This is a genomic window from Caulobacter sp. (assembly GCF_049283275.1).
Classification (GTDB): Bacteria; Pseudomonadota; Alphaproteobacteria; order Caulobacterales; family Caulobacteraceae; genus Caulobacter.
On the sequence record NZ_JBAPVS010000060.1, the window covers coordinates 1 to 26698 of the forward strand.

Sequence of the window (26698 nt, forward strand, 5' to 3'; positions counted from 1 at the left end):
GTTAGGGGCCGCGCCGGTTCCCGGACCGCCCGCCCCGCCTAACCGGGTCACGGGGGCTAAGCCGAAACCCGAAGGGCCGCAAGGCGACCTTCGCGCCGCTCTGCGCGGCAGCAGCGCCGGCTGCGCCAACGCCGAGGCCGTCGGCCTCAACCGAGGTGAGCAGGAGCATTGCGACGAGAAGTTCGGCGCGACGGCCCGCAACGCGCCCGTCTACGACGCGCCGATGGACACGGCCAAACGGCGCGGCTTCGATCAGCAGGCCATCCGCCAGGAGGCGGCTCGCGCCGCGCGCCAAGCCCCGGTCGGCGTGGGCGTGGACCATCGCAGCCGGGAGGGGCCGGGAACGATGAAGGAGATTCCCTGGGTCGGCGGCGCCGAACAGGACGGGCTGGGCAATCCGAGGTCAGCCGCCCAGCAGACCCTTAAGCGGCTGGACGATGCGCGGAAGGCCGACGAGCGTCGGAAGAAGGCCGAACGCCAGAACGATCAGCGCTAGCGGCGCCCACCTTGAAGTGACTGACCAGGGCGGCCAAGCCCTCGACCTCGCGCACCAGGGTCAGGCTGTCGGCGGCCGAGCGGTTGACCATGGCGGCGTTCCTCTGGGTGGCCTGATCCATGTGGCTGACGGCGATGTTGACCTCCGACAGGCCCGAGGCCTGTTCGGCGGCCGAGCTGGCGATCTGGCCGATCACCCCGTCGATGGCGCCGACCTGGCCGGCGATCTTCTGCAGGGCCTCGCCGGTGCGGCCCACCAGCACCACCCCGGACTCGACCTGGCGGGCGGAGTCGGCGATGTGGACCTTGATTTCCTTGGCGGCGTCGGCCGAGCGTTGGGCCAAGGCCCGCACTTCCTGGGCCACGACCGCGAAGCCGCGCCCCGCGTCACCGGCGCGAGCCGCCTCGACGCCGGCGTTCAGGGCCAGCAGGTTGGTCTGGAAGGCGATCTCGTCGATCACCCCGATGATCTGGGCCACCTGGTGTGAGGAGGCCTCGATGCCGCCGATCGCCTGGATGGTCTCGTCGACGACGGTGCGCGAGCGATCGGCCTCGGCCTGGGCCTGGCTGACGGCCTCGCGGGCGCCGCGGGCGCCGTCGGCGGCCACGCGGACGGCGTTGGTGATCTCGGTCAGGGCGGCGGCGGCCTCTTCCAGGCTGGCGGCCTGCTGCTCACTGCGGGCCGACAGGTCGTCGGCCGCGCCGGCGATGCCGTTGGCGCCGGAGGTCAAACCGCCCACGGCGGAGATCACCGCGCCCATGGCCTGCTCGAGGCGCTCGACGGCCTGGTTGAAGTCGGCGCGCAGGCGCTCGTAGTCGGGGGCGAAGGCCTCGGTCAGGCGGACGGTCAGATCACCGGCCGACAGGCGGTCCAGACCATGGGCCAGGCGCGAGACCACCTGGGCCTGTTGCTCGGCCTGCTGGCTGTCGCGATCGGCTGACAGACGACGTTCGGCCTCGGCGGCTTGGCGATGGGCTTCGGCGTCGGTCTCGATGCGGCCCTTCTCGCGGGCCTCGTCACGGAAGGCGTGGACCGCGTCGGCCATCAGGCCGATGTCGTCGCGGCGGCCGGCGAACGGCAGGGCCACGGCCAGGTCGCCGCCCATCACCCGTTTCATGGCGTCGCGCAGGTCGCGCAGCGGCGACAGCTGGCGGCGGACCATGGCCACCGAGGCGGCCACGCCCAGCCCGGCCAGCACGACGCCAGCCACGGCCAGCCAGATCAGCTGGCGATAGACCGGCTGGAAGTAGTCGGCCTTGGCCACGCCGACGAACAGGATGCCGATCACCTCGCCCGAGGCGTTCTTGATCGGGTCGTAGGCGGCGAAATACGGCTTGCCCAGCACCTTGGTCTCGCCGCGATAGGCCTCGCCCCGGCCCAGCACCGCGTCATAGACCGGCCCCTTGGCCAGGGGCGTGCCGACGCCCCGGCTGCCGTCCGGCTTCTGGACGTTGGTGGCGACGCGGGTGTCGCCCATGAAGATGGTCATGGTGCCGCCGACCAGGTCCTTGACGTGGTCGACCATGGCGATATCGCCGTTCAGCGTCTTGCCGCCGACCGTCAGCGTGTCGCCCTCGCGCGCGAAGACCGCGCCCTTGCCGCCGACCGCATCCCAGGCCACGCGCATGCTGGCCTCCTGCTGGCTGACCGCCTGCGACTTGGCGAAGTCCAGAGAGTTCTTGCCGACGATAGCCAGCAAGGCCAGCAGCAGAGTCATGAAGGCGGCGACGACGGTCAGGCTGACCTTGGTCGAGATGTCGGAACGCATAGAGGGGCCTCGGTGGCGGGGACGCCGCCCATCATTGCGCCACAAGGCTTGAAACAAGAATTAAGCTTATAAGACAGAAGCTTGGCGCGACACTCCGTCGCAGTCTCGGGCGCTGTAAAGCCCTTTCGTCAGGTTCGCCCGCGGCTTCCCCAATAGGGGAACCTGAAAACAAAACGGCCCGGGATCGCTCCCGGGCCGTTCCATTCTAAGTCTAGGAAGCCTTACGCTTCTTCGGCGATGACCGCGGGCAGCGGCTCCATCGCTTCTTCGCGCTGCTGGGCCAGCTGCTCGTCGCGCTTGGCGGCGACGCGCTGCAGGCTGCGCAGGTAGGAACCCGTGCCGGCGGGGATCAGGCGACCCACGATGACGTTTTCCTTCAGGCCTTCCAGGGTGTCGGTCTTGCCGTGCACCGAGGCTTCGGTCAGGACGCGGGTCGTTTCCTGGAACGACGCGGCCGAGATGAAGCTCTTGGTCTGCAAGCTCGCCTTGGTGATGCCGAGCAGCACGGGCTGCGTCGTGGCCGGACGGCCGCCGCGGGCGACAGCCTTGTCCTGCTCGACGTAGAACTCGGGCTTGTCGAGATGATCGCCCTTGATCAGACCCGTATCGCCCGGCTCCAGGATCTCGACCTTTTGCAGCATCTGACGAACGATCGTCTCGATGTGCTTGTCGTTGATCGGCACGCCCTGCAGTCGGTAGACCTCCTGGATTTCGTCCACGAGGAAGTTGGCCAGGGCCTCGACGCCCAGGATGCGCAGGATGTCGTGCGGATCCGGGTTGCCGTCGATGATGTACTCGCCGCGCGCGATGAAATCGCCATCGTGCACCGCGATGTGCTTGCCCTTGGGGATCAGGAACTCGACCGCTTCGCCCTGGTTGCCGTCAGCGTCGACTTCCGGGGTGATCTTGATACGGCGCTTGTTCTTGTAATCCTTGCCGAATTCGACACGACCGTCCATTTCCGCGATGACCGCGCAGTCCTTGGGACGGCGGGCTTCGAAGAGTTCGGCGACGCGCGGCAGACCACCGGTGATGTCCCGGGTCTTGGCGCCTTCGGTGGGGATCCGCGCGATGACCTCGCCCGGCTTGACCATGTCGCCGTCACCGACGGAGAGAATGGCGCCGACCGACATCAGGTAGCGAGCCTCGCCGCCGTTGGCCAGGCGAACGTAAGAGCCGTCTTCGGCCAGAACGCCCATCGCCGGGCGCAGGTCCGAAGCGCGGGCCGAGGTCCGCCAGTCGGCGATCACGCGTTGCGCGATGCCGGTGGCTTCGTCGGTTTCCTCGCGGACGGAGAAGCCGTCCACCAGGTCTTCCGCACGGATCTTGCCGGCCACTTCGGTGATGATCGGGGTGGTGTAGGGGTCCCAATCGGCGAGGCGTTGGCCGCGCTTCACCTTGTCGCCGTCCTTGACCTTCAGACGCGCGCCGTACGGCGGCTTGTAGTTCTCGCGTTCCTTGCCGTCGACCAGGACGCTCACGGCCGTGTTGCGGCTCATGACGACCAGCGAACCGTCCGAACCCACAACGGTGGCGCCGGTCACGCGGACCGTACCGTCGTTGCTGCTTTCGAAGAACGACTGCTCGGCCACCTGGGCGGTGCCGCCGATGTGGAAGGTCCGCATCGTCAGCTGGGTGCCGGGCTCGCCGATCGACTGGGCGGCGATGACGCCGACCGCTTCACCGATGTTCACCGGCGTGCCGCGAGCCAGGTCGCGGCCGTAGCAGGCGCCGCAGACGCCGATCTTGGCTTCGCAGGTCAGGACCGAGCGCACCTTCACCGACTGCACCGCAGCGGCTTCAATGGCGTCGGCCATGTTCTCGGTCAGATAGGTGTCGGCCGGGATGATGATCTCGCCGGTCGCCGGGTCCTTGATGTCCTCGGCCGAGAAACGGCCCAGGACGCGAGCGCCCAGCGAGACCAGCACGTCGCCGCCTTCGACCACGGCGCGCAGGGTGATGCCCCGCGTGGTGCCGCAGTCTTCCTCGACGATGATGCAGTCCTGCGCGACGTCGACCAGACGACGGGTCAGGTAGCCGGAGTTGGCGGTCTTCAGCGCGGTGTCCGCCAGGCCCTTACGGGCGCCGTGGGTCGAGTTGAAGTACTCCTGAACGGTCAGGCCTTCCTTGAAGTTCGAGACGATCGGGGTCTCGATGATCTCGCCGGAGGGCTTGGCCATCAGGCCGCGCATGCCGCCCAGCTGCTTCATCTGAGCTTGCGAACCACGAGCGCCGGAGTGGGCCATCATGTAGATGGCGTTGATTTCCTTCTCGCGGCCGTTCTCGTCCTTATGCTTCATCTGAAGCTCGGCCATCATCTCGTCGGCGACGCGGTCGGTGGCCTTGGCCCAGGCGTCAACGACCTTGTTGTACTTCTCACCCTTGGTGATCAGGCCGTCGGCGTACTGTTGCTCGTACTCTTCAGCCAGGGTGCGGGTTTCGGCGACGATCGCCTCCTTCCGCTTCGGGATGATGATGTCGTCCTTGCCGAAGGAGATGCCGGCCTTGGCCGCTTCCTTGAAGCCCAGACCCATGATCTGGTCGGCGAAGATCACCGTCGCCTTCTGACCGCAGTGGCGGTAGACGACGTCGATCAGGTTGCCGATTTCCTTCTTGGTCAGCGCCTTCTCGATCAGTCGGTGACCGATCGCGGTGTGCTGGGGCAGAAGGGCGGCGATCTTCATCCGGCCCGGGGTGGTGTCGATCACCCGGCGACGGACGACGCCGTCGGCGTCCATTTCCGTGAAGCGCGACTTGATCTTGGCGTGCAGGCTGACGACGCCGGCGTCCATGGCGGCTTCGATTTCGCCGAGGTCAGCGAAGATCTTGCCTTCACCCGGCTCGCCGTCGCGAGCGACCGACAGGTAGTACAGACCCAGGACGATGTCCTGCGACGGCACGATGATCGGGCGACCGTTGGCGGGCGACAGGATGTTGTTGGTCGACATCATCAGGACGCGCGCTTCCAGCTGGGCCTCGAGGCTCAGCGGGACGTGAACGGCCATCTGGTCGCCGTCGAAGTCGGCGTTGAAGGCGGCGCAGACCAGCGGGTGCAGCTGGATGGCCTTGCCCTCGATCAGCTTGGGCTCGAACGCCTGGATGCCCAGACGGTGGAGCGTCGGCGCGCGGTTCAGCATCACCGGGTGCTCGCGGATCACCTCTTCGAGGATGTCCCACACCTGGGGCTGTTCGCGCTCGACCATGCGCTTGGACTGCTTGACGGTGCCCGACAGGCCCTTGGCGTCCAGGCGCGCATAGATGAACGGCTTGAACAGCTCCAAAGCCATCTTCTTGGGCAGGCCGCACTCGTGCAGCTTCAGGTCCGGACCCACGACGATGACCGAACGGCCCGAATAGTCGACGCGCTTGCCCAGCAGGTTCTGACGGAAGCGGCCTTGCTTGCCCTTCAGCATGTCGGCCAGCGACTTCAGCGGACGCTTGTTGGCGCCGGTGATGACGCGGCCGCGACGGCCGTTGTCGAACAGGGCGTCGACCGACTCCTGCAGCATCCGCTTTTCGTTGCGGATGATGATGTCGGGCGCGCGCAGCTCGATCAGGCGCTTCAGACGGTTGTTACGGTTGATGACCCGGCGATACAGGTCGTTCAGGTCCGAGGTCGCGAAGCGGCCGCCGTCCAGCGGCACCAGCGGGCGCAGTTCCGGCGGAATGACCGGAACGACGGTCAGCACCATCCATTCCGGGCGGTTGCCGGACTCGGAGAAGGCTTCGAGGATCTTCAGGCGCTTGCTGAACTTCTTCTGCTTCATGTCCGACACGGTGCCGGCCAGCTCTTCGCGCAGGCGATCGGCTTCCTTGTCCAGGTCGATGGCCTTCAGCAGGTTCTGAACGGCTTCGGCGCCGATTTCGGCGGTGAAGCTGTCGTCGCCGTATTCGTCCTGGGCGCGCATGAAGTCGTCCTCGCTGAGCAGCTGGTGCTGCTTCAGCGGGGTCAGGCCCGGCTCGGTGACGATGTAGTATTCGAAGTACAGGACGCGTTCGATGTCCTTCAGCGGCATGTCGAGCATCATGGCGATGCGCGAGGGCAGCGACTTCAGGAACCAGATGTGGGCGACCGGCGAGGCCAGTTCGATGTGGCCCATGCGCTCGCGACGGACGCGGGCCAGGGTGACTTCAACACCGCACTTTTCGCAGATGATGCCCTTGTACTTCATGCGCTTGTACTTGCCGCACAGGCATTCGTAGTCCTTGGTCGGGCCAAAGATACGGGCGCAGAACAGGCCGTCACGCTCGGGCTTGAACGTGCGGTAGTTGATGGTCTCGGGCTTCTTGATCTCGCCGAACGACCACGAACGGATCTTTTCCGGCGAGGCCAGCGAGATGCGGATCTGGTCGAAGGTCGGAGCGGCCTGGACCGGATTGAAGATGTTCAGGACTTCCTGGTTCATCTTGGTTCCTTCTGCGGGATCACCCGCGAAAATTCAAAGTGGAGAGAGGCTGAGCGAGGGCCCCTCCCCGGCCATCCGGCCGGAGAGGGAGATCCGGATCAGCTGTTCTCCAGCTCGACGTTCAGGCCGAGCGAGCGCATTTCCTTGACCAGCACGTTGAAGCTCTCGGGGATGCCGGCCTCGAAGGTGTCGTCGCCGCGGACGATGCTCTCGTAGACCTTGGTCCGTCCGGCCACGTCGTCGGACTTCACCGTCAGCATTTCCTGCAGGGTGTAGGCCGCGCCGTAGGCTTCCAGAGCCCACACTTCCATTTCCCCGAAGCGCTGACCGCCGAACTGGGCCTTACCACCGAGCGGCTGTTGCGTGACGAGCGAGTACGGACCGATCGAACGGGCGTGGATCTTGTCGTCGACCAAGTGGTGCAGCTTCAGCATGTAGATGTAGCCGACCGTGACCGGACGCTTGAACTGGTCGCCCGTCTGGCCGTCGAACAGGATCGACTGACCCGACGGATCGACGCCCGCCATGATCAGGTGCTCTTCGATGTCGCCGATGCGCGCGCCGTCGAACACCGGGGTGGCGATCGGAACGCCCTTGCCGAGGTTGCGGGCCAGTTCGACCAGCTCTTCCTCGGTTTCCGGCAGTTCCTCGTCCGGGCCGTAGATCTCGGTCAGACGATCGACCAGGGCCTTCTTCTGACCACCGGCCTGCCAGTCTTCCAGCAGGTTGGTGATCTGCTTGCCGAGGTTGGCGCAGGCCCAGCCCAGGTGGGTTTCGAAGATCTGGCCGACGTTCATGCGCGAAGGCACGCCCAGCGGGTTCAGAACGACGTCCACGTGCGTCCCGTCGGCGAGGAACGGCATGTCCTCGATCGGCAGAATGCGCGAGATGACGCCCTTGTTGCCGTGACGGCCGGCCATCTTGTCGCCCGGCTGAAGCTTGCGCTTCACGGCCACGAAGACCTTGACCATCTTCATCACGCCCGGAGGCAGTTCGTCGCCGCGTTGCAGCTTGTCGACCTTGTCCTCGAAGCGGCGGTCCAGACGCTTGCGGTTCTCGTCGAACAGACGACGCAGGCTTTCCAGTTCGCCCATCGCCTTCTCGTCCTCGAGGGCGATCTGCCACCACAGACCCGGCTGGACTTCAGCCAGGCCCTCGGCGGTGATCGCGCCGCGCGACAGGCCCTTGGGGCCCGACAGAGCGACATTGCCGATCAGCAGTTCGCGCAGGCGGCCCGAGATGTTGCGGTTCAGGATCGCGAATTCGTCGTCGCGGTCCTTGCCCAGACGGTCGATCTCGGCGCGTTCGATGGCCAGGGCGCGTTCGTCCTTGTCGACGCCGTGACGGTTGAACACGCGCACGTCGACGATCGTGCCGGCGACGCCCGGGGGCAGACGCAGGCTGGTGTCGCGGACGTCCGAGGCCTTTTCACCGAAGATGGCGCGCAGGAGCTTTTCTTCCGGCGTCATCGGGCTTTCGCCCTTCGGGGTGACCTTGCCGACCAGGATGTCGCCCGGCTGGACTTCGGCGCCGATCGCCACGATGCCCGCTTCGTCGAGGTTGCGCAGGGCTTCCTCACCGACGTTGGGGATGTCGCGGGTGATTTCTTCCGGACCCAGCTTGGTGTCGCGGGCCATGACTTCGAATTCCTCGATGTGGATCGAGGTGAAGACGTCGTCGCGGACGATGCGCTCGGAGATCAGGATCGAGTCTTCGAAGTTGTAGCCGTTCCAGGGCATGAACGCGACGAGCGCGTTGCGGCCCAGGGCCAGTTCGCCCAGCTCGGTCGACGGACCGTCGGCGATGATGTCGCCGGCGACGATCTTGTCGCCCACCTTCACCAGCGGGCGCTGGTTGATGCAGGTCGACTGGTTCGAACGCTGGAACTTGCTCAGGCGATAGATGTCGACGCCCGAACGGGCGGCGTCGGTCTCTTCCGTGGCGCGGACGACGATACGCGTACCGTCGATCTGCTCCACGACGCCGGTGCGCTTAGCGATGACCACGGCGCCCGAGTCACGGGCGACCACGGCTTCCATGCCGGTGCCGACCAGCGGGGCGTCGGACTGCACCAGCGGCACGGCCTGACGTTGCATGTTCGAGCCCATCAGGGCGCGGTTGGCGTCATCGTTTTCCAGGAAGGGGATCAGGGCCGCGGCCACCGAAACCACCTGACGCGGCGAGACGTCCATCAGGTCGACTTGCTCCTTTTGGAGCAGGGTCGGTTCGCCGTTGATCCGGCCGGGGACCAGGTCGTCGACGATCTCGCCGTTCAACACCTTGATGTTGGACTGGGCGATGACGTGCTTCGACTCTTCCATGGCCGACATGTAGACGACCTCTTCGAGCGGCTTGCCGTCGGCGACGCGACGGTAGGGGCTCTCGATGAAGCCGTACTTGTTGACGCGGGCGTGGGTGGCCAGCGAGTTGATCAGACCGATGTTCGGGCCTTCCGGCGTTTCAATCGGGCAGATGCGGCCGTAGTGCGTCGGGTGAACGTCGCGGACTTCGAAGCCGGCGCGCTCGCGGGTCAGACCGCCCGGGCCAAGCGCCGACAGACGGCGCTTGTGGGTGATCTCCGACAGCGGGTTGGTCTGGTCCATGAACTGCGACAGCTGCGAGGAGCCGAAGAATTCACGCACCGAGGCCGCGGCCGGCTTGGCGTTGATCAGGTCGTGCGGCATCACGGTGTCGATGTCGACCGACGACATGCGTTCCTTGATGGCGCGTTCCATGCGCAGCAGACCGACGCGGTACTGGTTTTCCAGCAGCTCGCCGACCGAACGCACCCGGCGGTTGCCCAGGTTGTCGATGTCGTCGATTTCACCGCGACCGTCGCGCAGGCCGACCAGCAGCTTCAGGACGGCCAGCACGTCTTCCTTGCGGAGCACGCGCATCTCGTCCGAAGCGTCCAGCTCCAGGCGCATGTTCATCTTCACGCGGCCGACGGCCGACAGGTCGTAGCGCTCGGCGTCGAAGAACAGCGACTTGAACATCGCTTCGGCGGCTTCGACGGTCGGCGGCTCGCCCGGACGCATCACGCGGTAGATGTCGAACAGCGCGTCTTCGCGGACGGCGTTCTTGTCCACGCGCAGGGTGTTGCGCATGTAGGCGCCGACCGTGACGTGGTCGATGTCCAGCACGTCGATGGTGCTGAAGCCTTGGTCGGCCAGGGCCTGGATCGAGGTGACGTCCAGCTCGTCGCCGGCTTCGGCGTAGATCTCGCCGTTCTCGAAGTTGACGGCGTCGCGGGCCAGGTAACGGCCGGTCAGGGCTTCCGGAGCCAGCAGCAGGGTCTTCAGACCGCCGTCAGCCAGCTTCTTGGCCTGGCGGGCGGTGATCTTGGTGCCGGCCGGAGCCACTTCTTCGCCGGTGTCGGCGTCGATCAGGGCGAATTCCGGCTTCACGCCGCGCCAGCGCTCGGGCTTGTACGGGGTGGCCCAGCCTTCGGCGCCGGCGGCGGTGCGCTTCTCGAACGGGACGACGTCGTAGAACGTCGTCAGGATCTCTTCGCCGTCCATGCCCAGGGCATAGAGGAAGGTGGTGGCGGGCAGCTTGCGGCGGCGGTCGATGCGGACGTAGACCACGTCCTTGGCGTCGAACTCGAAGTCCAGCCACGAGCCGCGATACGGGATCACGCGGGCGGCGAACAGCAGCTTGCCCGAGGCGTGGGTCTTGCCCTTGTCGTGGTCGAAGAACACGCCGGGCGAACGGTGCATCTGCGAGACGATGACCCGCTCGGTGCCGTTGACGATGAAGGTGCCCTTGTCGGTCATGAGCGGGATGTCGCCCATGTAGACGTCCTGCTCCTTGATGTCCTTGACGGACCGGGCGCCGGTTTCTTCTTCGGTTTCGAACACGATCAGGCGCAGCTTGACCTTCAGCGGCGCCGCGAAGGTCATGTCGCGCTGGATGCATTCCTCAACGTCGTACTTGGGCTCTTCGAATTCGTACGAGACGTATTCGAGCACCGCGCGCTCGTTGAAATCCTTGATCGGGAAGACAGACTTGAAGACCGCTTCGATGCCCTCGTCCTTGCGCACGCCCGGACGGACTTCACGCTGGAGGAACTGCTCGTAGGAGGAGCGCTGAACCTCGATCAGGTTCGGCATCTGCACAGCTTCGGGGATGCGGCCGAAAGACTTCCGGATCCGCTTCTTGCCGGTGAAGGATTGCGCCATGTTTTTTCCCTGCGGCGCGGAACGGAGTCCGCGCGTAAATTCGAATGCCTTAGCGTCCACCCTCGCCGTTCCCCTCGCGGGAGAACGCTGGACGCTGCAATTCCCCTACCGAGCGACCGGGACCGGAAGCTTGATGGGCGCCCCTTCGCGCGGGTCGGAGGGCAGCTGACCGCGCCTCGGGGCGTAACATGCGGACACACGCGTGCGTGTTCCACCGAATGTCTTCGTGAACGGGCGGATATAGGACAACGGAAGGGGGATGGAAAGGGGCTTTATCCACAAAAGAATGCGGACGGGGGAGGAACCGGACCGGCGCATGTGGTGGCGCCCCAGCTTCGTCGCAAGTCCTGGCCTCACATCACCGCCTTCCCGGCAGAGCCTATCGGGCGGAGACGACCTGCACCGCCGCCAGCGCCTGAGCCGCCAGAGCCTTGTCTCCCGTCGCCGTCAGCTTGCCGGCCTTGTCGTCCCAGTGCAGCTTGACGATCTTGCCGACCCCCTTCTCGTAGGCGTTGGTCACCCCGTCGTCGTCATACAGGGTGAAGTCGGCGTCGCGGCCCGGATAGACCTTCACCGCGTTGATCGCCTGGGGCGTGGCCGTGCTCTGGATCGGCGCGCCCATCGGGATGATCGAACCGGCGCGGACGAACAGCGGGATCGTGTCGATCGGCGCATGGACGCGGATCGTCTGGCCGCCGGTGAACGCCTTGCCCGTCCAGTAGTCGTACCAGTCCGCGCCCGCCGGCAGATAGACGTCGCGGTCCTCGACGCCCTGGTCGGTGATCGGGGCCACCAGGAAGGCCGGGCCGAACATGTACTGGTCGCCCAGCGTCGCCAACTTGGGATCGTTCGGAAAGTCCATGAACAGGCCGCGCATGAACGGCGCGCCGGTCTCGTAGGTCGTGTGCCCCATGGAGTAGAGGTACGGCATCAGGGCGTAGCGCAGCTTCAGATACTTCACGACCACGGCCTCGGCGCCCTTGCCGAACGACCAGACCTCGGTCTCCTTCTTCGAGCCGTGCACGCGCAGGGTCGGGGTGAAGGTCCCGTACTGGAACCAGCGGGCGAACAGTTCGGGATAGTCGTTGTTCTGACCGACCACCGCGCGGGCGTCCGACGGATCCAGCAGCGGCGCCTTGGTCGCGGTCGTGGTCTGCGGCAGGTGCTGCCATCCGCCGATGTCGTTGCCCCAATAAGCCATGCCTGAGGCGGTGAAGTTCAGGCCGGTCGGGACTTGTCTCTTGAGAGCCTCCCAAGTGGGCTGGATGTCCGACGACCAGAACAGCGCGCCGTTGCGCTGGGCGCCCAGATAGGCCGCGCGCGACAGGATCAGGTTGCGCTTGTCGGGACGGTCGCGGCGCGAGCCCTCAGCCACGCCTTGGGTGTGGACCAGCGGGAAGACGTTGCGGTAGCGGTCGCCCGAACCGATGCTCCAGAAATAGCCCTCGGGCACCAGGTCCGGCTCGGTCTCGTCCAGCCAGAACCAGTCGAAGCCCTTGGACGCGATGTTGTCGCGGATCTTGCCCCAGAACCACTCGCGGGCCCGCGGGTTGGTGCTGTCGATCAGGGCGCCGGTGCGGTCGTTGCGGAACGGCAGTCCGTCGACCGGCTTGCCGTCGGCGTCCTTCAGGAACCAGTCCTTGTCGGCCAGATAGTTGAAGTAGCGACTTTCCTTCTCGAAGCGCGGCCAGACGCTGATGATGCTGCGCACGCCGTTGTCGTGCAGCGCCTCGTTCATCGCGACGGGATCGGGGAACTGGGCCGGATCGATGTCCATCTGGCCCATGCGGGTCCAGTAGAACCAGTCCAGCACCATGACGTCGAGCGGGTAGCCCCGATCCCGATAGCCCTTGGCGACGTCCAGAATCTGCTGCTGGCTCTCATAGCGGGCCTTGGACTGGATGTAGCCGAAGGCGGCCTTGGGCGGCAGCGGGGTGACCCCGGTCAGCTTGCGATAGCCGGCATAGATCTCGTCGTAGCCGCCGGCGATCACGAAGAACGACACCCGCTCGCCGACCTTGGACCGCCACAGGGTGCGGCCGTTGACGGCCGGATAGACATGGGTGTCGGACGGATTGTCCCAGAGGATTGCGTAGCCCTTGCTCGAGACGAGGAACGGCACGCAGACCGTCTCGCCGTGCGGGGCGTCGTAGTCGTGCTTGCAGTCGATCGCCCGGCCGCGCAGGTCTAGTATGCCTTCCTGGTTCTGGCCCAGGCCGTAGAAGTGCTCGTCGGCGCTGGTCGAGAAACTGGCGCCGGCCTGGTAGGTCCGTTCGCCCGAGACGACATGGGGCGACATCTCCCATCCCGTCATGCTGACGAGGGGGGCTCCGTCCGCCTTGCGGATCTTGACCGCGACCGGCGGCAGGGACGAGGCGAAATAGCGCTGCATCTGCGAGGGCGCGCCCGGCCAGGGCTGGGCGACGACTTCGAGCGACAGGGCGCGGGAGGTGAAGATGTCGGCCCCGGCCTTCTGGTCGTGACGCCAGCCGTTGTCGTCAGCCACGCCCGTTAAGCCGTACCCAGGGGCGGCGGACGCCAAGTCTTTGTCCTGACTGATGGTGACCCGGACGATGTTGGGAGCGTAGGTCTCTACAGAAACGTAGGAGCCGTTGCGGTCCATCACCACTGCCGGCGCCGCGGTCGAGGCCATCGGCGCGGCCAGGTTGGCCACGAAGCCGCCGGTTAGGCTCAAGGCCAGGCCCGAGACCAGTCCCGCGATCCAGCGCCGAGCGCTCGTGTGCCGCCGATCCATCGCCGTCCCCAATGATACCGCTATCTATTGCGGTCATCGCTAGTGACGCGCCGGGACAGCGTCAATAAATGGATACTGCCAATAGTCTCAGTCCCGTCGAAGGACCTTGCCGACCAGAGAGATCGCGAAACCGATCAGGCAGACGAAGAAGGCGATCTTGGCCAGGCCGCCGGCCACATCGACGACGAAGCCGAGGATCCCGAACACGATCATCAGGACGAGCAGAATTCCAGCAAGCTTGAGCATGGGCAAATAACGCCGGTCACGCGGCAAAGGTTGCCGCGTCTCGATCGTGATTGGTCTAGACGCTGAAGTCCACGAAGTTTGGCACGGCCAAGCCGTTCTTGGCCTGGGCCTTGGCGCCTTCCATGGCTTCCTTGATGCGGCCCTTCACGGCCTCGTCGATCTGCTGCATCGCGCCGGTGCGCTGGTCGGGCGTCATGGCCGCCAGGCTCTCTTCAGTCAGGCCCATGTTCTTCATGGCCTCGGCCTTCCATTGCTTGAGCTTTTCCTCCCAAGCGTCTTTCTTCGCCTCCTTGGCGAAGGCCACCAGGCCCTTGTCGCGGACCTTGTCCAGGTCGCTGGCTGCGTCGAACGGCGAAGCCGCCGTCGCGGACGTCGCGCCCACCGGGCTCCACGTATTGCCGCCGCCCGAAATCCCCGAGATCGCCATGGTCGCCTCCACTGCTGCGTTCGCGGCAAAGGGCTAGCAACGACCGTGCCAGAATGACGCAGATGTCGACGCTCCAAAGAAAACGGCCCCGGAGGTTTCCCTCCGGGGCCGTCAACTTCAAGCGTCAGAGAACTGACGCCGGCAGGTCCCCATGCGCCCCTCCTTTGAAGGCTGGGGCATGGGACGTGAATTACTTCACGGTGACCTTGGCGCCGGCTTCGGTCAGCTTCTTGGCGATTTCGTCGGCGATTTGCTTCGAAACGTTTTCAACGACGTTCTGCGGAGCGCCTTCGACCAGGTCCTTGGCTTCCTTCAGGCCCAGGTCCGGACGAACACCGCGGACTTCCTTGATCACGTTGATCTTCTTTTCGCCACCGTCCGTCAGGACGACGGTGAATTCGGTTTGCTCTTCGGCAGCTTCGGCCGGAGCGGCGGCAGCGCCGCCAGCAGCGGCGACGGCGACCGGAGCGGCGGCCGAGACGCCCCACTTTTCTTCCAGCAGCTTGGAGAGCTCAGCAGCTTCCAGGACCGACAGGGTGGACAGTTCTTCAACCAGCTTATCGAGCTTCGACATGGGTAACTTCCTTAGAGAATGAGGGATTTATGCAGAGATGACCGTTACGCGGCGTCTTTGGTCGCGTAGGCGTTGAAAACACGCGCCAGTTGGCCAGCCGGGGCCTGCAGGACGCCAGCGATCTTGGTCGCCGGAGCCTGGATGAGGCCGATGAGCTTGCCACGAATCTGGTCGAGCGACGGCAGCGTGGCCAAGGCCCGCACCGCTTTTTCGTCCAGAACGTTCGTCTGGCCCAGGATGCCGCCGACAAGCTTGAGCTTCTCGTTTTCCTTGGCGTACTGGGTGACGATCTTGGCGGCGGAAACAGGATCCTTGCCATAGGCGATGGCGACCGGGCCGGTGAACAGGGCATCGCCCTTTTCGCCGATCGAGCCGTCGAGCGCCTTCTGGACCAGGGTGTTCTTCACCACCTGGAACGTGCCCTCTTCCTTGCGGAGGCGGGCGCGCAGTTCAGTCATTTCCGCAACGGTCATGCCCGAATAGTGGGTCACGACGACAGCGCCGGCGCCGGCGAAGACGCTTTTCAGCGACTCGATCGACTCCTGCTTTTGAGCGCGGTCCATTGCGGTCTCCTACTCAATTACAGCGGCCGGACCATTCCGGCAGCCAAATGCGCGTCACAAGCGGGATCGCTCCCGCACGCGAGTTGCATCAGCCTGTTCCAAGGAAAGTCAGCCGCGCGTCCCATCCCGAAAGGAGGAAATAGCGTGGTCTTGTCCATCCCTGTCTCCCGACGGCGAGGAAGGGCTCTTCCTCGATTATGGCGTTGGTGACCCCACGCCCCGCTGTTCACAAACAGGTCTTCGCCGGGCGAACCCAGCGGAGAAGGGGCGGCGTATAGACGAGTTGGGGAAGGATTTCAACACCGGTCGGACTCCTTCCCCCCTTGCGGGAGAAGGTGGCCTGCGAAGCCGGTCGGATGAGGGGCCCCTCAGACCCGACCGCTGTGCGCGGCTGACCCGGAGCGCCGACGGCCAAGATCAGGGGGGCGATGAAGCAGCCTCGTTCCGGCCAGGCCCCGTCGGACACCCCGTCAGACACCCATGAGCCATTTGACCGCAGCGTGCCAGGCGGGCTTGTCCCAGAGGGTATGGACGGCGATCGTGAACGGCGCGACGACGGCCAGCCAGACCCAGTAGGCGGGGTGGATGCGGCGATTGCGGAAGACGTCCCACAGGAACATCGGAGCGATCGCCAACAGGACGTAGAGATCGCTTGAGAGCGGTCGAACCGGCATCGTGGTCGGGATCCAGATGATCCGGTCGAAGGCGGCGGGCAGGGCGCCGGCGATCGAGAGGATCATCATCCGCTTGTGAAAGCCGGGGTTCGTCTTCCGCGCCGAGACCCCGAGGATCACCAGGATCGCGAACACGATCCCGATGCGCCCCTGGACCAGGGTGATGTTCTCGAGGAACGCCACGAGTTGGGCCAGCTGCGCCTTGACCGGCGGCGGCGCGGCCTGCGCTCCGGCGAACGCCTGATGGTAGATGGTGGGGATGAGAATGAACCCGACCACCACCAGCGCCGCCGCGAGTACGGCGCCGACCGCCCCCAACAGACGATGCTGCGCGACCCGGCCGGTCGCCACCAGCCAGGCCTGTGTGAGCAGCAACAGCATGTAGGTCCCCATGAGCGCTGCGTGGACGTGCAGCACCCACGGGAACGGCGGCCTCTGCCCGGCTTGGACCGCGGCCATCTTGCCCAGGGAGTCCGGGATGAAGCCCAGGAGCACGATCACGATGAAACTGGCCGCGGTGAACACGTAGATCCAGCGATCGATGAAAGCCGTGCGGTCGCCGGACAGTACGTCTGGGCGCACGCCGGCGGCGGTCGTCCGAGAAATGGTCGTCATGGTCCCTTCCCCCCGGAATGGCGGTGCCAAAACGTTGTTCGAAGAACAGTGTTTGGTCAATTATGCAGGAACGACTTTTCTGTGAAAAAAGCCTCCGCGGGAGGTCTGGCTAGGGCGCGCCCAACTGCGCCACGACGGCCCGCGCCGCCGCCACGCCGGTGGCGAAACAGGCCTGCAGCAGGTAGCCGCCGGTCGGGGCCTCCCAGTCCAGCATCTCGCCGGCCGCGAACACGCCTCGCGTGTTTTCCAGCTCCAGCCCGTCCAGCGCCTCGAAGCTCAGGCCGCCGGCCGACGAGATCGCCCTCTCCAACCCCTGCGCCCCGGTCAGGATGACCGGCGCGGCCTTGATCGCCGCCGCCAGGGCGTCGGGCGCGACCGGCAGGGCGACGCCATGGGCTTCGCGCAGCAGGCCGATCTCGACCGGCGAGAGATGGGCGGCCTTGCGCAGCCAGCTCGACAGCGATTGGCCGCCGCGCGGCTTGGACAGGCGCGCGGTCAGCTGGCTCAGCGAGACGTCGGGCCGCAGATCGATCTCCAGCCTCGCCGAGCCCCGCGCCTGGATCGCGTCGCGCACGGTCGCCGACAGCGCATAGACCGCCCCGCCCTCCAGGCCGTAGCCCGCCGCCAGGGCGTCGCCGCGCGAGGTCGCGCCTTCGAAGCTCAGGGCGATGTTCTTCAGAGGCGATCCGGTGAAACGCTCGCGGAACAGCTCGGTCCACGCCACGGTGAAACCGACATTGGCGGGCTTGAACGGCGCGATCGCGGCGCCCCGGGCCGCCAGCAGGGACGCCCAGGCGCCGTCTGACCCCAGCTTGGCCCAGCTGGCCCCGCCCAGGGCCAGGATCGTGGCGCGGGGCCGCACCGTGCGCGCGCCCTCAGACGTCTCGAAGGTCAGGTCGCCGGCCGCGTTCCAGCCGGTCCAGGTCGAGCGGAGATTCAGCGCCACGCCCTGCCCCTCCAGCCGCGCGATCCAGGCCCGCAGCAGAGGCGAGGCCTTCAGCGCCTTGGGGAAAACCCGGCCGCTGGTGCCCACGAAGGTCGCCTGCCCCAGCCCCTCGGCCCAGGCTGTCAGGTCAGCCGGCGTGAACGCCTCCAGCATCGGCCGCATCCGCTCGCTCGCCGCGGCGTAGCGCTCGACGAACCGCTCGAAGCCCTCCGAATGGGTCAGGTTCAGCCCGCCGCGCCCGGCCATCAGGAACTTGCGCCCCAGGGTCGGCATCCGCTCGTAGACGGCCACCGACAGCCCGGCCGCGCTCAGCACTTCGGCCGCTATCAACCCGGCCGGCCCACCGCCGATCACGGCGACGTCGAGAACTTGAGGATCGGTCACGCGGGCTGGATGTCCGTCAGGGCGAAATCGTCGCCCTTATAGAGCAGGGGCACGTCGTTCGTTCGCGCACAGGCATAGGCGAAGCAATCGCCCATGTTCAACTTGGCTGGGTGAACGCCCTTGCCGAAGCGAGAGTGCGCGTCGATCGCGACCATCTGCTCAGCCTCACCGATAGGGACGATGCGAGCGGCGGCGAGCTTTTGAAGCGCCGCGACCTCGTCGGCGGCTTCTTGCGGACTTATGACGGCCTCCCGTCCAACGGCGCGAACGGCTTCCCAGGTCGCAATTGCCGAGGTCATGACGATTTCGGCTTCCGCCAACTTGAGACGCAAAGCTTCCGCCTCAGGCTCGCTCAAGAGTATGGCGGTCCAAGCCGAAGCGTCGACGAACATCAGTCGCCGCTAAGCTCGTCGAAGAATGCCTTGTCAGCCTTCAAGCCGGTTCGGGGCAAGCTGGCGATCCTGTCGCTGATCGCTCGCATCTTCGCCAGCTTCTCTTCCCGCGCCTTGTCGCGCGTCGCCAACGCCTCGGCTGCCGCCAGCTTCACCGCCTCGGTGATGCCGACATGCGCCTTCTCGGCCAGTTCTCGCACCAGAGCGTCGGTCTCGGGATCACGGATGTGGAAGGCCATGGATCAACTCCGTCTAGCCGAAACATAACATCGGCTAGACGCGCCAACAACCGACGCCCCAAACGCAAAACGGGCGCTGGATCGCTCCAGCGCCCGCTCGCATGATCTAGGCCGAAAGGCTTAGGCGTTGATCGACGCGACGTCGATCTTGAAGCCCGGACCCATCGTCGAGGACAGGCCAACGCGCTTCACATAGATGCCCTTGGCGCCGGCCGGCTTGGCCTTGTTGAGCGCGTCGACCATGGCCTTCACGTTCAGCAGCAGGGCTTCGTCGGTGAACGAGACCTTGCCGATGCCGGCGTGGACGATGCCCGCCTTCTCGACGCGGAACTCGACGGCGCCGCCCTTGGCGTCCTTCACGGCTTGACCGACGTTCGGGGTCACGGTGCCGACCTTCGGGTTCGGCATCAGGCCGCGCGGGCCCAGCACCTTACCGAGGCGACCGACCAGGGCCATCATGTCCGGGGTCGCGATGACGCGATCGAAGTCCATGAAACCGCCGGCGATCTTTTCGTACAGATCTTCAGCGCCGACGTGCTCGGCGCCCGCCGCGGTGGCTTCGGCCGCCTTGGCGTCCTTGGCGAAGACGGCGACGCGGACGTCGCGGCCGGTGCCCGACGGCAGGTTCACGACGCCGCGGACCTGTTGGTCGGCGTGGCGCGGATCGACGCCGAGGTTGACCGAGATCTCGATCGACTCGTCGAACTTGGCCTTGGCGTTGGCCTTGACCAGGGCGATGGCGTCGGCGACGGCGTGGGCGGCTTCACGATCGCCGGTCCAGGCTTGAATGCGCTTGGGTTGCTTGGCCATGGTCCTAGGCCTCCACGATCTTCAGGCCCATGGCCTTGGCGGAGCCTTCGATGATCTTGGCCGCGGCCTCGAGATCGTTGGCGTTCAGGTCCTTCATCTTCTTTTCGGCGATCTGGCGCAGCTGGGTGCGGGTCACTTCACCGACGGTCTCGCGACCGGTCAGCTTGGCGCCGGACTTCAGGCCGGTGATCTGCTTCAGATAGTGCGTCGCCGGAGGCGTCTTCGTGATGAAGGTGAACGACTTGTCTTGGTACACGGTGATCACGGTCGGCAGGGGGGTGCCCTTTTCGACGTTCTCGGTGCGCGCGTTGAACTCCTTACAGAAGCCCATGATGTTGACGCCGCGCTGGCCCAGTGCGGGGCCGATGGGCGGTGAAGGCGTGGCGGAGCCAGCCTTCACCTGGAGCTTGATATAGCCCAGGATCTTTTTAGCCATTGTATCCTCTCAAGAAAGCCGAGCTAACGGCCTTCGCTGGTTGGCCGTGGTGCGGGCTTGGCGTCCCTCCCACGGATTTGATCTCGCCGCGACTTGAATGCGTAACGGCAAGCACGCCCCGGGACAGGGTCCTGGGACGAAGGCGCGGCATGTAGCAGGCGGGGTGCGGAGAGTCCAGCGCGGCGGGCGGAACGAAAGGGCTGCGATAACCTCGTCCTTCGACAAGCTCAGGATGAGGTTTCCTACCGCCACGGCCTGCACAATGGTCCTCGTCCTGGGCTTGTCGAAGGACGAGGACCACGCACTGGGTTGAAGTCGATAGGCCTAGTACGTCTCGCCGACCATCCGCTCGCTCAGCGCCCACAGCGCCTGGGCGCGGGTCGGGTCGAGGGCGTAGGACCGCACGCCGGCGCGGATCTGCGAGGCGTCGTCGACCAGTTCGGCCACGTGGCAGTCCTCGCTATAGCGGCCGGCGACCTCTTCGACCGGCGCCACGACCCCGGCCCAGACGCTGGTGGCCGCGCCCTGCGGGATGGTCTTCCACTCGATCGGCGGGTTGCCTTCGGCGGCGGCCTGGGCGTTCAGCTGGTCGATCCACTGCTGGATGAAGGCCGGGTCCAGGTGCCGGGCCAGTTCAGTCTGGATGCCGCCCGGATGGACGGCCGCGGCCCGCACGCCGCGATCCTTGTGGCGGCGATCGAACTCGACGGCGAACAGGATGTTGGCGGTCTTGGATCGGCCATAGGCCTCGAACGGCACGTATTCGGTGGTCTCGAAGTTCGGATCCTCGAGGTTCACGTCCGAGAAGCGGTGGCCGGACGAGGCCAGCGACACCACGCGCGAACCGGCCTTCAGCAGGCTGGCGATGCGGTTGATCAGCACGAAGTGGCCCAGGTGGTTGGTGCCGAACTGGGTCTCGAAGCCGTCGGCGGTCTTGCCGAACGGCGGGGCCATCACGCCGGCATTGGCGATGACCAGGTCGAAGGTCCGGCCGTCGGCGACCAGGGCGTCGGCGGCGGCGCGCACGCTGGCGAGGTCTGCCAGGTCCAATGCAATCAGTTCCAGCGAACCGCCGCTCTTGGCGGCGGCTTCGCGGACGACGGCGGTCGCGCCTTCGGCCTTGGCAAGATCGCGCGCCGCACCGACGACGGCCGCGCCGTGGGCGGCCAGGACCCGGGCGGTCTCGACGCCGAGGCCCGCCGAAACACCGGTGACCAGGACGCGCTTGCCCGACAGATCAACGCCGGCCAGGACGTCGTCGGTGGTGGATTTGGCGCCGAATTGTTCGCTCATGACTCTCGATTCCCTTACAGGGTTGTTGTCCGAGCCCGTCGGAAGGATTAAATGGAGGAGGGCTCCGGATACATATTCGGAGGCGCCCTCCGTTTTTCAAGGCCAATGCCCGAAGATTCCGAAACCCCTCCTTCCGAACCTAAGGCCCGCAAGCCCCGCGCCGACAGCCTGCGAAATCGCGACCGCCTGTTGACGACGGCCAAGACGGCCTTCACCGAGCTGGGCGCCGAAGCCGCGCTGGAAGAGGTCGCCAGGCGGGCCGGCGTCGGCATCGGCACGCTGTACCGCCACTTTCCGACGCGGGAGGCCCTGATCGCCGCCGTCTATGCGCGGGAGATCGGACAACTGGCGGCCTCTGCCGACACCTTGCTGGCCGAACGTTCCGCCGGCGAGGCGCTGGAAGCCTGGCTGAACCTGCTGATCGACTACATGGCCACCAAGCGGGTCGTGGCCCCGGCCTTGCGCGCCGATCCCGGCGAAGGCTCGAAACTCTACGCCAGCTCGGGCGCGACCATCCTGCCGACCCTGGAGCGGCTGACAGACGCGGCGCGCGCCGCCAACGACATCCGGCCCGACATCGGCTTCGAGGACATTCTCAGGATGATGAGCGGACTCAGCATCGGCTACGAGCAGCCGGGCTGGGACGCCGGCGCGCGGCGACTGCTGAGCGTGATGATGGCGGGGCTGCGGGCGAAGTAGCCCGCTATTTCCGAAGGCGACGCAGCGGCTCGTCGCTGGTCTCGCGACCGACCGCCTTGGTCAGGTCGAAGACCAGCTTGGAGGCCCCGGCGGCGACCAGCCACAGGAAGGCCAGGATGCGCAGCAGCAGTGCGGCTTGCGGGTGCTGAGCGGCCAGGACCAGCAGCAGCATGAAGCCTCCGACCGCGGCGAGGGCCAGGGCTTGAGAGGCGAGCTTGCAATGGAAGTCAGACATTGGACGGGTTCCAGTCTTGAGAAGACCCGTCCTTGTCGCGTAAAGCCGCGTAAGGGCTCCATCCGACTCCGCGCCGCCGGCGTAAGCGGGGCGTAAAGGCCGTCCCGATCAGGCGTTCAGCGTCGCCGCCAGGTCCGCCAGCTGATCCAGCCCCGAATTCGTGCCTTCCTTGAAGCCCAGCTCGACATACTCGTCGCGCACGGCCTTGGATTCGAAGGTGGAGACCATGGTTAGGGTCGTCTTGCCGCCGATCTCCTCGAAGGTGATGGCCACCTCGAAGCGCGGCGAACCCGGGGCCTCGAAGCCGTTGGTGTAGACGAGCCGCCGATGGGGCTCGATCTCCAGATACTCGCCGCCGAACGGCGGACCGGCCTCGCCGCCGGGGCCGGTCATGGCGAAGTGGTAGCGGCCGCCCACCCGGAAATCCATCTCGCAGGTCGTCAGCGGCCAACCCACCGGGCCGAACCACTTCATCACGTGCTCGGGCTTGCTGTGCGCGAGGAACAGAACGCGGGCCGGAACGTCGAACTGGCGGATGATGATGATCTGGCGGTCGGTTTCAGGCTCAGTCTTCATGCGAGGTCTCCTCGGCTTGTAGAATTTTGACATAGGCCTCGAGGCGTTCGTGGCTCTGGGCCCAGAACTGGCGGTAGCCGCCGATCCACTGATCGGCGCCGGCCAGGGCCGAGGCCTCCAGGCGCACGGGACGGAACTGGGCGCTGCGGCCGCGCGACACCAGGCCGGCGCCTTCCAGCACCTTCAGGTGCTTGGAGATGGTCGGCTGGGCCAGGTCGAACGGCTCGACCAAGTCGTTGACCGTGGCCTCGCCCTGGGCCAGCCGCGACAGGATCGCCCGACGGGTGGGGTCGGCCAGAGCGGCGAACACCCGGTCGAGTTGCTGGGATTGGGCGGCGAGCATCTTGGATTGCCTCGTAGCTATATTGCTAATTGGCTATATGAAAGACACGACGTCAAGCCCGCCATCCACGCGGCGTCCAGGCAGCAAAAACCCCGCGCCGTTTCCGGCGCGGGGTTTTCGAAGCTCGAACCGATAAGCTCGCCCTTAGGCGATCTTTTCGACCTGGCTGTATTCCAGTTCCACCGGGGTGGCGCGGCCGAAGATCGAGACGGTGACGCGCAGGCGGGCCCGCTCCTCGTCGACCTGTTCGACCGAGCCGTTGAAGCTGGCGAACGGGCCGTCGGTGACGCGGACGTTCTCGCCGACCTCGAACAGCACCACGGTCTTGGGACGCTCGACGCCCTCTTCGATCGTGCCGATGATGCGCTGGACTTCCTTTTCGGAGACCGGCTGCGGCTTCGAAGCGCTGCCCAGGAAGCCCGTGACCTTCGGGGTGTTCTTGATCAGGTGGTAGGCTTCGTCCGAGAGGTTCATCTTCACCAGCACGTAGCCGGGGAAGAACTTGCGCTCGGCGTTGACCTTGCGGCCGCGACGGATCTCGACGACGTCCTCGGTCGGAACCAGGATTTCGGAGAAGCTGTCTTCCAGACCGTGGCTCTTGGCCTGTTCGCGGATGCTCTCGGCCACCTTCTTCTCGAAGTTCGAGTAGGCGTGGACGATGTACCACTTATGGTTCGGATTGGACGCGGTTTCGGTGCTCATGATGTTTCTTATCCCGCGGCGATCTTGAGGAGCAGGTTGGCGCCCAGGCCCAGGATCCAGTCGGCGAAGGTGAAGAACAGCGAGGCCAGCACCACCATGATGAAGACCATCACCGAGGTGATCCAGGTCTCCTTGCGGGTGGTCCAGGTGATCTTGCGGGCTTCGGCGCGGACTTCCTGCGCGAAGCGGATGGGATTGAACGGCTTCTTCGGCGCGGCCGGAGCCTTGGCGACGACGCCCTTGGCGGCCGGCGCCTGACCGGCGGGCGCGAGCGCCGCTGCCGTCTTCGCGGCGCGGTTCTTGATCGCAGACGGGCTAGAACCCGGTTTCCTGGCCATGACTTAAGAGGCTCGCGACTTTCGATAGGTCAGCCCGAAAACCGGGGTGACCGATGACATATAGTGGCAGGAGTGGAGGGACTCGAACCCACGACCCTCGGTTTTGGAGACCGATGCTCTACCAGCTGAGCTACACTCCTGCGGAACCGCGATCCCCTTAGCGGAGATTCCGGCTTTCCGACAATGAACATCGCGCCGGTAGGCTCTTTGAAGCCCGCCAGCGCGTTGGTCTCATCGCCAGAGCCGCGTCGTTTAGCAGGGTCGTTCGAGCCCGGCAAGCGGCCGGAGCGCGATCCAGGCTTTCGATGGCTCCCGTTCCAAGGATCAGCCGTCGGCGCGACGCGTTAGGCCTGGACGCCAGAACGAAGTCCGGAGGAAACGTCATGCCGACATCAGCGAGCCCCAATCAGGACAGGCCTTCAAACCGAGAGGTGGAGAACGAGAACCAGCGTCCCGCTCAAGGCGTGGACCAGGGCGCCGAGCGCGAAGGCGGCCAGGCGCCGCGTCCCGCGACCGAACCTGACGGCGCCAAGGGCAGTTCGACTTCACCGAAAACCCGGACGGATCCGGGTTCCGGCGAAGCCTGAACCGATCAGCCGGCCTTTTCCGCTTCCGGCGTGGGCGCCGGGGTAAGGGCGGCGCATTGGATGTTCAGGTACGACCACTTTACGTCCGCGAGCTTGCGGCCGCATTGGGTGTTTTCGCCCAGGTCGCGCCCTTGCAGGGAGATCGCCACGCCCCGGTTGGGATCCGGCGCCGGAGCGGCTCCGGAGATGTCGTAGTAGCCGCCGCCTGGGCCGCGAACCACCATGCACGATGTTGATTCCACGGGACGGACGCAGCCCGAGGCCGTGACCGCCTTGCCCTCCAGGGAGACCTGCTGGGTTTGTTGAGCTGAGTTGCCGGTTTCCTGCCCGCAGGCAGCTACGCTTAATGCTAACAGACTGGCCGCCGCGGCGGCCTTTACGAACCTTACCCGCATACGTTCCTCCGTATCATTGGCCCCCGCGTCGTCTTGCGACGTTAGGACAAGAGGAAGAGTGCGCCCCGTTTCGGTAGGCGGCAATCACAATTTTGACACGGTTCAAAAAACAGGCGCCCGCTATTTTGGCGCTTTTGGGGAAGATTTTCTCAAGGCGCTTTCAGACCACCAAAGTTGACATCCATGCGCCTGTGCTCACATGAGACGCAGTCGCTTCAGGGCCGGGCGACGCCCTCTTAGAATTCCGGTCCGCCGCGCGTCCAGGACTTGAAACGCACATTATGACGGCCATCGAAACCAACGCGCTCGCCCCCGCCAAGGAAGCCGCCTGGCACACCGAGACCGTGCTGTGGGTCAAGCACTGGACGGATCGGCTGTTCAGCTTCGCCATCACCCGTCCGGCCAGCTTCCGCTTCCGCTCGGGCGAGTTCGTGATGATCGGCCTGCCGCCCCGCGAAGACCTGGGCGAGAAGAAGCCGATCCTGCGCGCCTATTCGATCGGCTCGCCGCACTTCGCCGAAGAGCTGGAGTTCTTCTCGATCAAGGTGCCCGACGGCCCCCTGACCTCACGGCTGCAGCAGATCAAGGAAGGCGACCAGATCCTGCTGGGCAAGAAGCCGACCGGCACCCTGGTGCTGGACGCCGTCCGCCCCGGCAAGCGCCTGTTCCTGTTCGGCACCGGCACGGGCCTGGCGCCTTGGCTGTCGGTGGCCCGCGACCCCGACGCCTACGCCCGCTTCGAGCAGGTGATCGTCGCCCACGGCGTGCGCGAGGTGAAGGAACTGGCCTATCGCGACCTGTTCACCCACGAGATTCACGAGGATCCGCTGGTGGGCGATGAAGCCAAGGCCCAGCTGGTCTATTATCCCACCGTCACCCGAGAGCCGTTCGAGCGCCAGGGCCGGTTCACCGACCTGATCGAGAGCGGTCGGCTGTTCAAGGACCTGGGCCTGGACCAGGTGAAGTTCGACCCCGAGCACGACCGCGCCATGCTCTGCGGCTCGATGGCGATGATCAAGGACACCGCGGCGCTTCTCGAAGCCCACGGGATGAAGGAAGGCTCCAACGCCGAGCCGGGCGACTTCGTGATCGAGCGGGCGTTCGTCGGCTAGGGATCCGGCTCATGGTTGCGGGAGTGCGGGCGTGAGCGGCGACAAGCTTCAGCTGAAGAACCTGACCGTCGCCGAGGCGCGGCGCCGCATGCTGTCGGACGCCGCGCGGCTAGGGGACGAACAGGTGGCCCTGCCCGACGCGATCAGCCGGGTGCTGGCTACGCCGATCATCGCCGACCGCGACCAGCCGCCGTTCGACGCCTCGGCCATGGACGGTTGGGCGATCCGCCGGGCTGACCTGTCGCCCGGCGTACGCTTCCAGATCACCGGCGAAAGCGCCGCCGGTCGAGCCTATGCCCAGCCTGTTGAAGCCGGTCAGGCGGTGCGGATCTTCACCGGCGCACCCGTCCCCCCTGGCGCCGACATGGTAGTGATCCAGGAGAACGCCGCCGCCGATGGCCAGACCGTCGGCTTCACGATCGACCGCGACCCGCCGGCCCATAACATCCGGCCCGCCGGCGGCGATTTCCGGTCGGGCGACACCCTGTTGGCGGAAGGCGCGCGGA

At 66.0% G+C, this 26698-nt stretch carries 23 protein-coding genes, 1 tRNA gene and 2 pseudogenes; 4 read left to right on the forward strand and 22 right to left on the reverse strand.

Annotated features, from left to right (window positions below; all coding sequences use genetic code 11):
• A pseudogene (locus WAL33_RS02980) lies at positions 1–496 on the forward strand (hypothetical protein); the annotation flags it as partial.
• Here WAL33_RS02980 and WAL33_RS02985 read toward each other — a convergent pair.
• The 15 genes from WAL33_RS02985 to WAL33_RS03055 all read right to left on the reverse strand — a co-directional run bounded on the left by WAL33_RS02985 (position 423) and on the right by WAL33_RS03055 (position 21205).
• Positions 423–2264, reverse strand: coding sequence for a methyl-accepting chemotaxis protein (locus WAL33_RS02985; RefSeq protein WP_422178333.1), 1842 nt, complete (start codon positions 2262–2264; stop codon positions 423–425). The pseudogene WAL33_RS02980 and the gene WAL33_RS02985 overlap by 74 nt on opposite strands.
• 221 nt (positions 2265–2485) lie before the next feature.
• Positions 2486–6670, reverse strand: coding sequence for a DNA-directed RNA polymerase subunit beta' (gene rpoC, locus WAL33_RS02990; protein WP_422178335.1), 4185 nt, complete (start codon positions 6668–6670; stop codon positions 2486–2488).
• Positions 6671–6768: 98 nt separating this feature from the next.
• Positions 6769–10851: a DNA-directed RNA polymerase subunit beta gene (gene rpoB / locus WAL33_RS02995; RefSeq protein WP_422178337.1), complete on the reverse strand. Its 4083-nt coding sequence runs from the start codon at positions 10849–10851 to the stop codon at positions 6769–6771.
• 379 nt (positions 10852–11230) lie between these two features.
• Positions 11231–13606 (reverse strand): TIM-barrel domain-containing protein, encoded by a 2376-nt coding sequence (locus tag WAL33_RS03000; RefSeq protein ID WP_422178339.1) that lies wholly within the window; start codon positions 13604–13606, stop codon positions 11231–11233.
• 87 nt (positions 13607–13693) lie between these two features.
• Entirely contained in the window at positions 13694–13852 is a 159-nt protein-coding gene (locus WAL33_RS03005) for a hypothetical protein (RefSeq protein ID WP_422178341.1), read from the reverse strand.
• A 55-nt stretch (positions 13853–13907) separates the two neighbouring features.
• Positions 13908–14279, reverse strand: a complete 372-nt coding sequence (locus WAL33_RS03010) for a hypothetical protein (protein WP_422178343.1) — start codon at positions 14277–14279, stop codon at positions 13908–13910.
• A gap of 190 nt (positions 14280–14469) precedes the next feature.
• Positions 14470–14853, reverse strand: coding sequence for a 50S ribosomal protein L7/L12 (rplL, locus tag WAL33_RS03015; RefSeq protein ID WP_422178344.1), 384 nt, complete (start codon positions 14851–14853; stop codon positions 14470–14472).
• A gap of 44 nt (positions 14854–14897) precedes the next feature.
• Complete coding sequence (gene rplJ / locus WAL33_RS03020; RefSeq protein ID WP_422178346.1) at positions 14898–15416, reverse strand: 50S ribosomal protein L10; 519 nt, start codon at positions 15414–15416, stop codon at positions 14898–14900.
• A 470-nt stretch (positions 15417–15886) separates the two neighbouring features.
• A complete protein-coding gene (locus WAL33_RS03025) occupies positions 15887–16705 on the reverse strand; it encodes a hypothetical protein (RefSeq protein WP_422178348.1) in 819 nt (272 codons plus the stop codon).
• 109 nt (positions 16706–16814) lie between these two features.
• Entirely contained in the window at positions 16815–18035 is a 1221-nt protein-coding gene (locus tag WAL33_RS03030; RefSeq protein ID WP_422178350.1) for an NAD(P)/FAD-dependent oxidoreductase, read from the reverse strand.
• Positions 18032–18427 carry a type II toxin-antitoxin system VapC family toxin gene (locus WAL33_RS03035; protein WP_422178352.1) on the reverse strand — a complete coding sequence of 132 codons (396 nt, stop codon included), beginning with the start codon at positions 18425–18427 and terminating at the stop codon, positions 18032–18034. The genes WAL33_RS03030 and WAL33_RS03035 overlap by 4 nt, the downstream gene beginning before the upstream one ends.
• The gene (locus WAL33_RS03040; RefSeq protein WP_422178354.1) at positions 18427–18666 is read right to left on the reverse strand and encodes a type II toxin-antitoxin system VapB family antitoxin; all 240 of its coding nucleotides are present in this window, start codon (positions 18664–18666) and stop codon (positions 18427–18429) included. The genes WAL33_RS03035 and WAL33_RS03040 overlap by 1 nt, the downstream gene beginning before the upstream one ends.
• A gap of 120 nt (positions 18667–18786) precedes the next feature.
• A complete protein-coding gene (rplA, locus tag WAL33_RS03045) occupies positions 18787–19476 on the reverse strand; it encodes a 50S ribosomal protein L1 (protein ID WP_422178356.1) in 690 nt (229 codons plus the stop codon).
• Positions 19477–19480: 4 nt separating this feature from the next.
• Complete coding sequence (gene rplK, locus WAL33_RS03050; RefSeq protein ID WP_422178358.1) at positions 19481–19912, reverse strand: 50S ribosomal protein L11; 432 nt, start codon at positions 19910–19912, stop codon at positions 19481–19483.
• Between the two features lie 324 nt (positions 19913–20236).
• Positions 20237–21205: an SDR family NAD(P)-dependent oxidoreductase gene (locus WAL33_RS03055; protein WP_422178360.1), complete on the reverse strand. Its 969-nt coding sequence runs from the start codon at positions 21203–21205 to the stop codon at positions 20237–20239.
• Between the two features lie 105 nt (positions 21206–21310).
• On the opposite strand from WAL33_RS03055, the gene WAL33_RS03060 reads away from it, so the two are divergent.
• On the forward strand, positions 21311–21904 hold the full coding sequence (locus WAL33_RS03060; RefSeq protein WP_422178362.1) for a TetR/AcrR family transcriptional regulator: 594 nt from the start codon (positions 21311–21313) through the stop codon (positions 21902–21904).
• A gap of 4 nt (positions 21905–21908) precedes the next feature.
• Here the strand turns inward: WAL33_RS03060 and WAL33_RS03065 are convergent, their stop codons facing one another.
• The 7 genes from WAL33_RS03065 to WAL33_RS03095 form a co-directional block, all read right to left on the reverse strand.
• Complete coding sequence (locus tag WAL33_RS03065) at positions 21909–22139, reverse strand: hypothetical protein (protein ID WP_422178364.1); 231 nt, start codon at positions 22137–22139, stop codon at positions 21909–21911.
• A 108-nt stretch (positions 22140–22247) separates the two neighbouring features.
• Complete coding sequence (locus WAL33_RS03070; protein WP_422178366.1) at positions 22248–22715, reverse strand: SRPBCC domain-containing protein; 468 nt, start codon at positions 22713–22715, stop codon at positions 22248–22250.
• Positions 22705–23058 carry an ArsR/SmtB family transcription factor gene (locus tag WAL33_RS03075; protein WP_422178368.1) on the reverse strand — a complete coding sequence of 118 codons (354 nt, stop codon included), beginning with the start codon at positions 23056–23058 and terminating at the stop codon, positions 22705–22707. The genes WAL33_RS03070 and WAL33_RS03075 overlap by 11 nt, the downstream gene beginning before the upstream one ends.
• Positions 23059–23202: 144 nt before the next feature.
• The gene (gene nusG / locus WAL33_RS03080) at positions 23203–23760 is read right to left on the reverse strand and encodes a transcription termination/antitermination protein NusG (RefSeq protein WP_422178370.1); all 558 of its coding nucleotides are present in this window, start codon (positions 23758–23760) and stop codon (positions 23203–23205) included.
• A gap of 8 nt (positions 23761–23768) precedes the next feature.
• Positions 23769–24098, reverse strand: a complete 330-nt coding sequence (gene secE, locus WAL33_RS03085) for a preprotein translocase subunit SecE (protein ID WP_422178372.1) — start codon at positions 24096–24098, stop codon at positions 23769–23771.
• Positions 24099–24162: 64 nt separating this feature from the next.
• A tRNA-Trp gene (locus tag WAL33_RS03090) sits at positions 24163–24238 on the reverse strand.
• Between the two features lie 452 nt (positions 24239–24690).
• Positions 24691–24909 (reverse strand): hypothetical protein, encoded by a 219-nt coding sequence (locus WAL33_RS03095; protein ID WP_422178374.1) that lies wholly within the window; start codon positions 24907–24909, stop codon positions 24691–24693.
• A gap of 452 nt (positions 24910–25361) precedes the next feature.
• Here WAL33_RS03095 and WAL33_RS03100 point away from each other — a divergent pair, with 452 nt between their 5' ends.
• On the forward strand, positions 25362–26192 hold the full coding sequence (locus WAL33_RS03100; RefSeq protein WP_422178376.1) for a ferredoxin--NADP reductase: 831 nt from the start codon (positions 25362–25364) through the stop codon (positions 26190–26192).
• A gap of 88 nt (positions 26193–26280) precedes the next feature.
• Positions 26281–26698, forward strand: a pseudogene (locus WAL33_RS03105) (molybdopterin molybdenumtransferase MoeA); the annotation flags it as partial.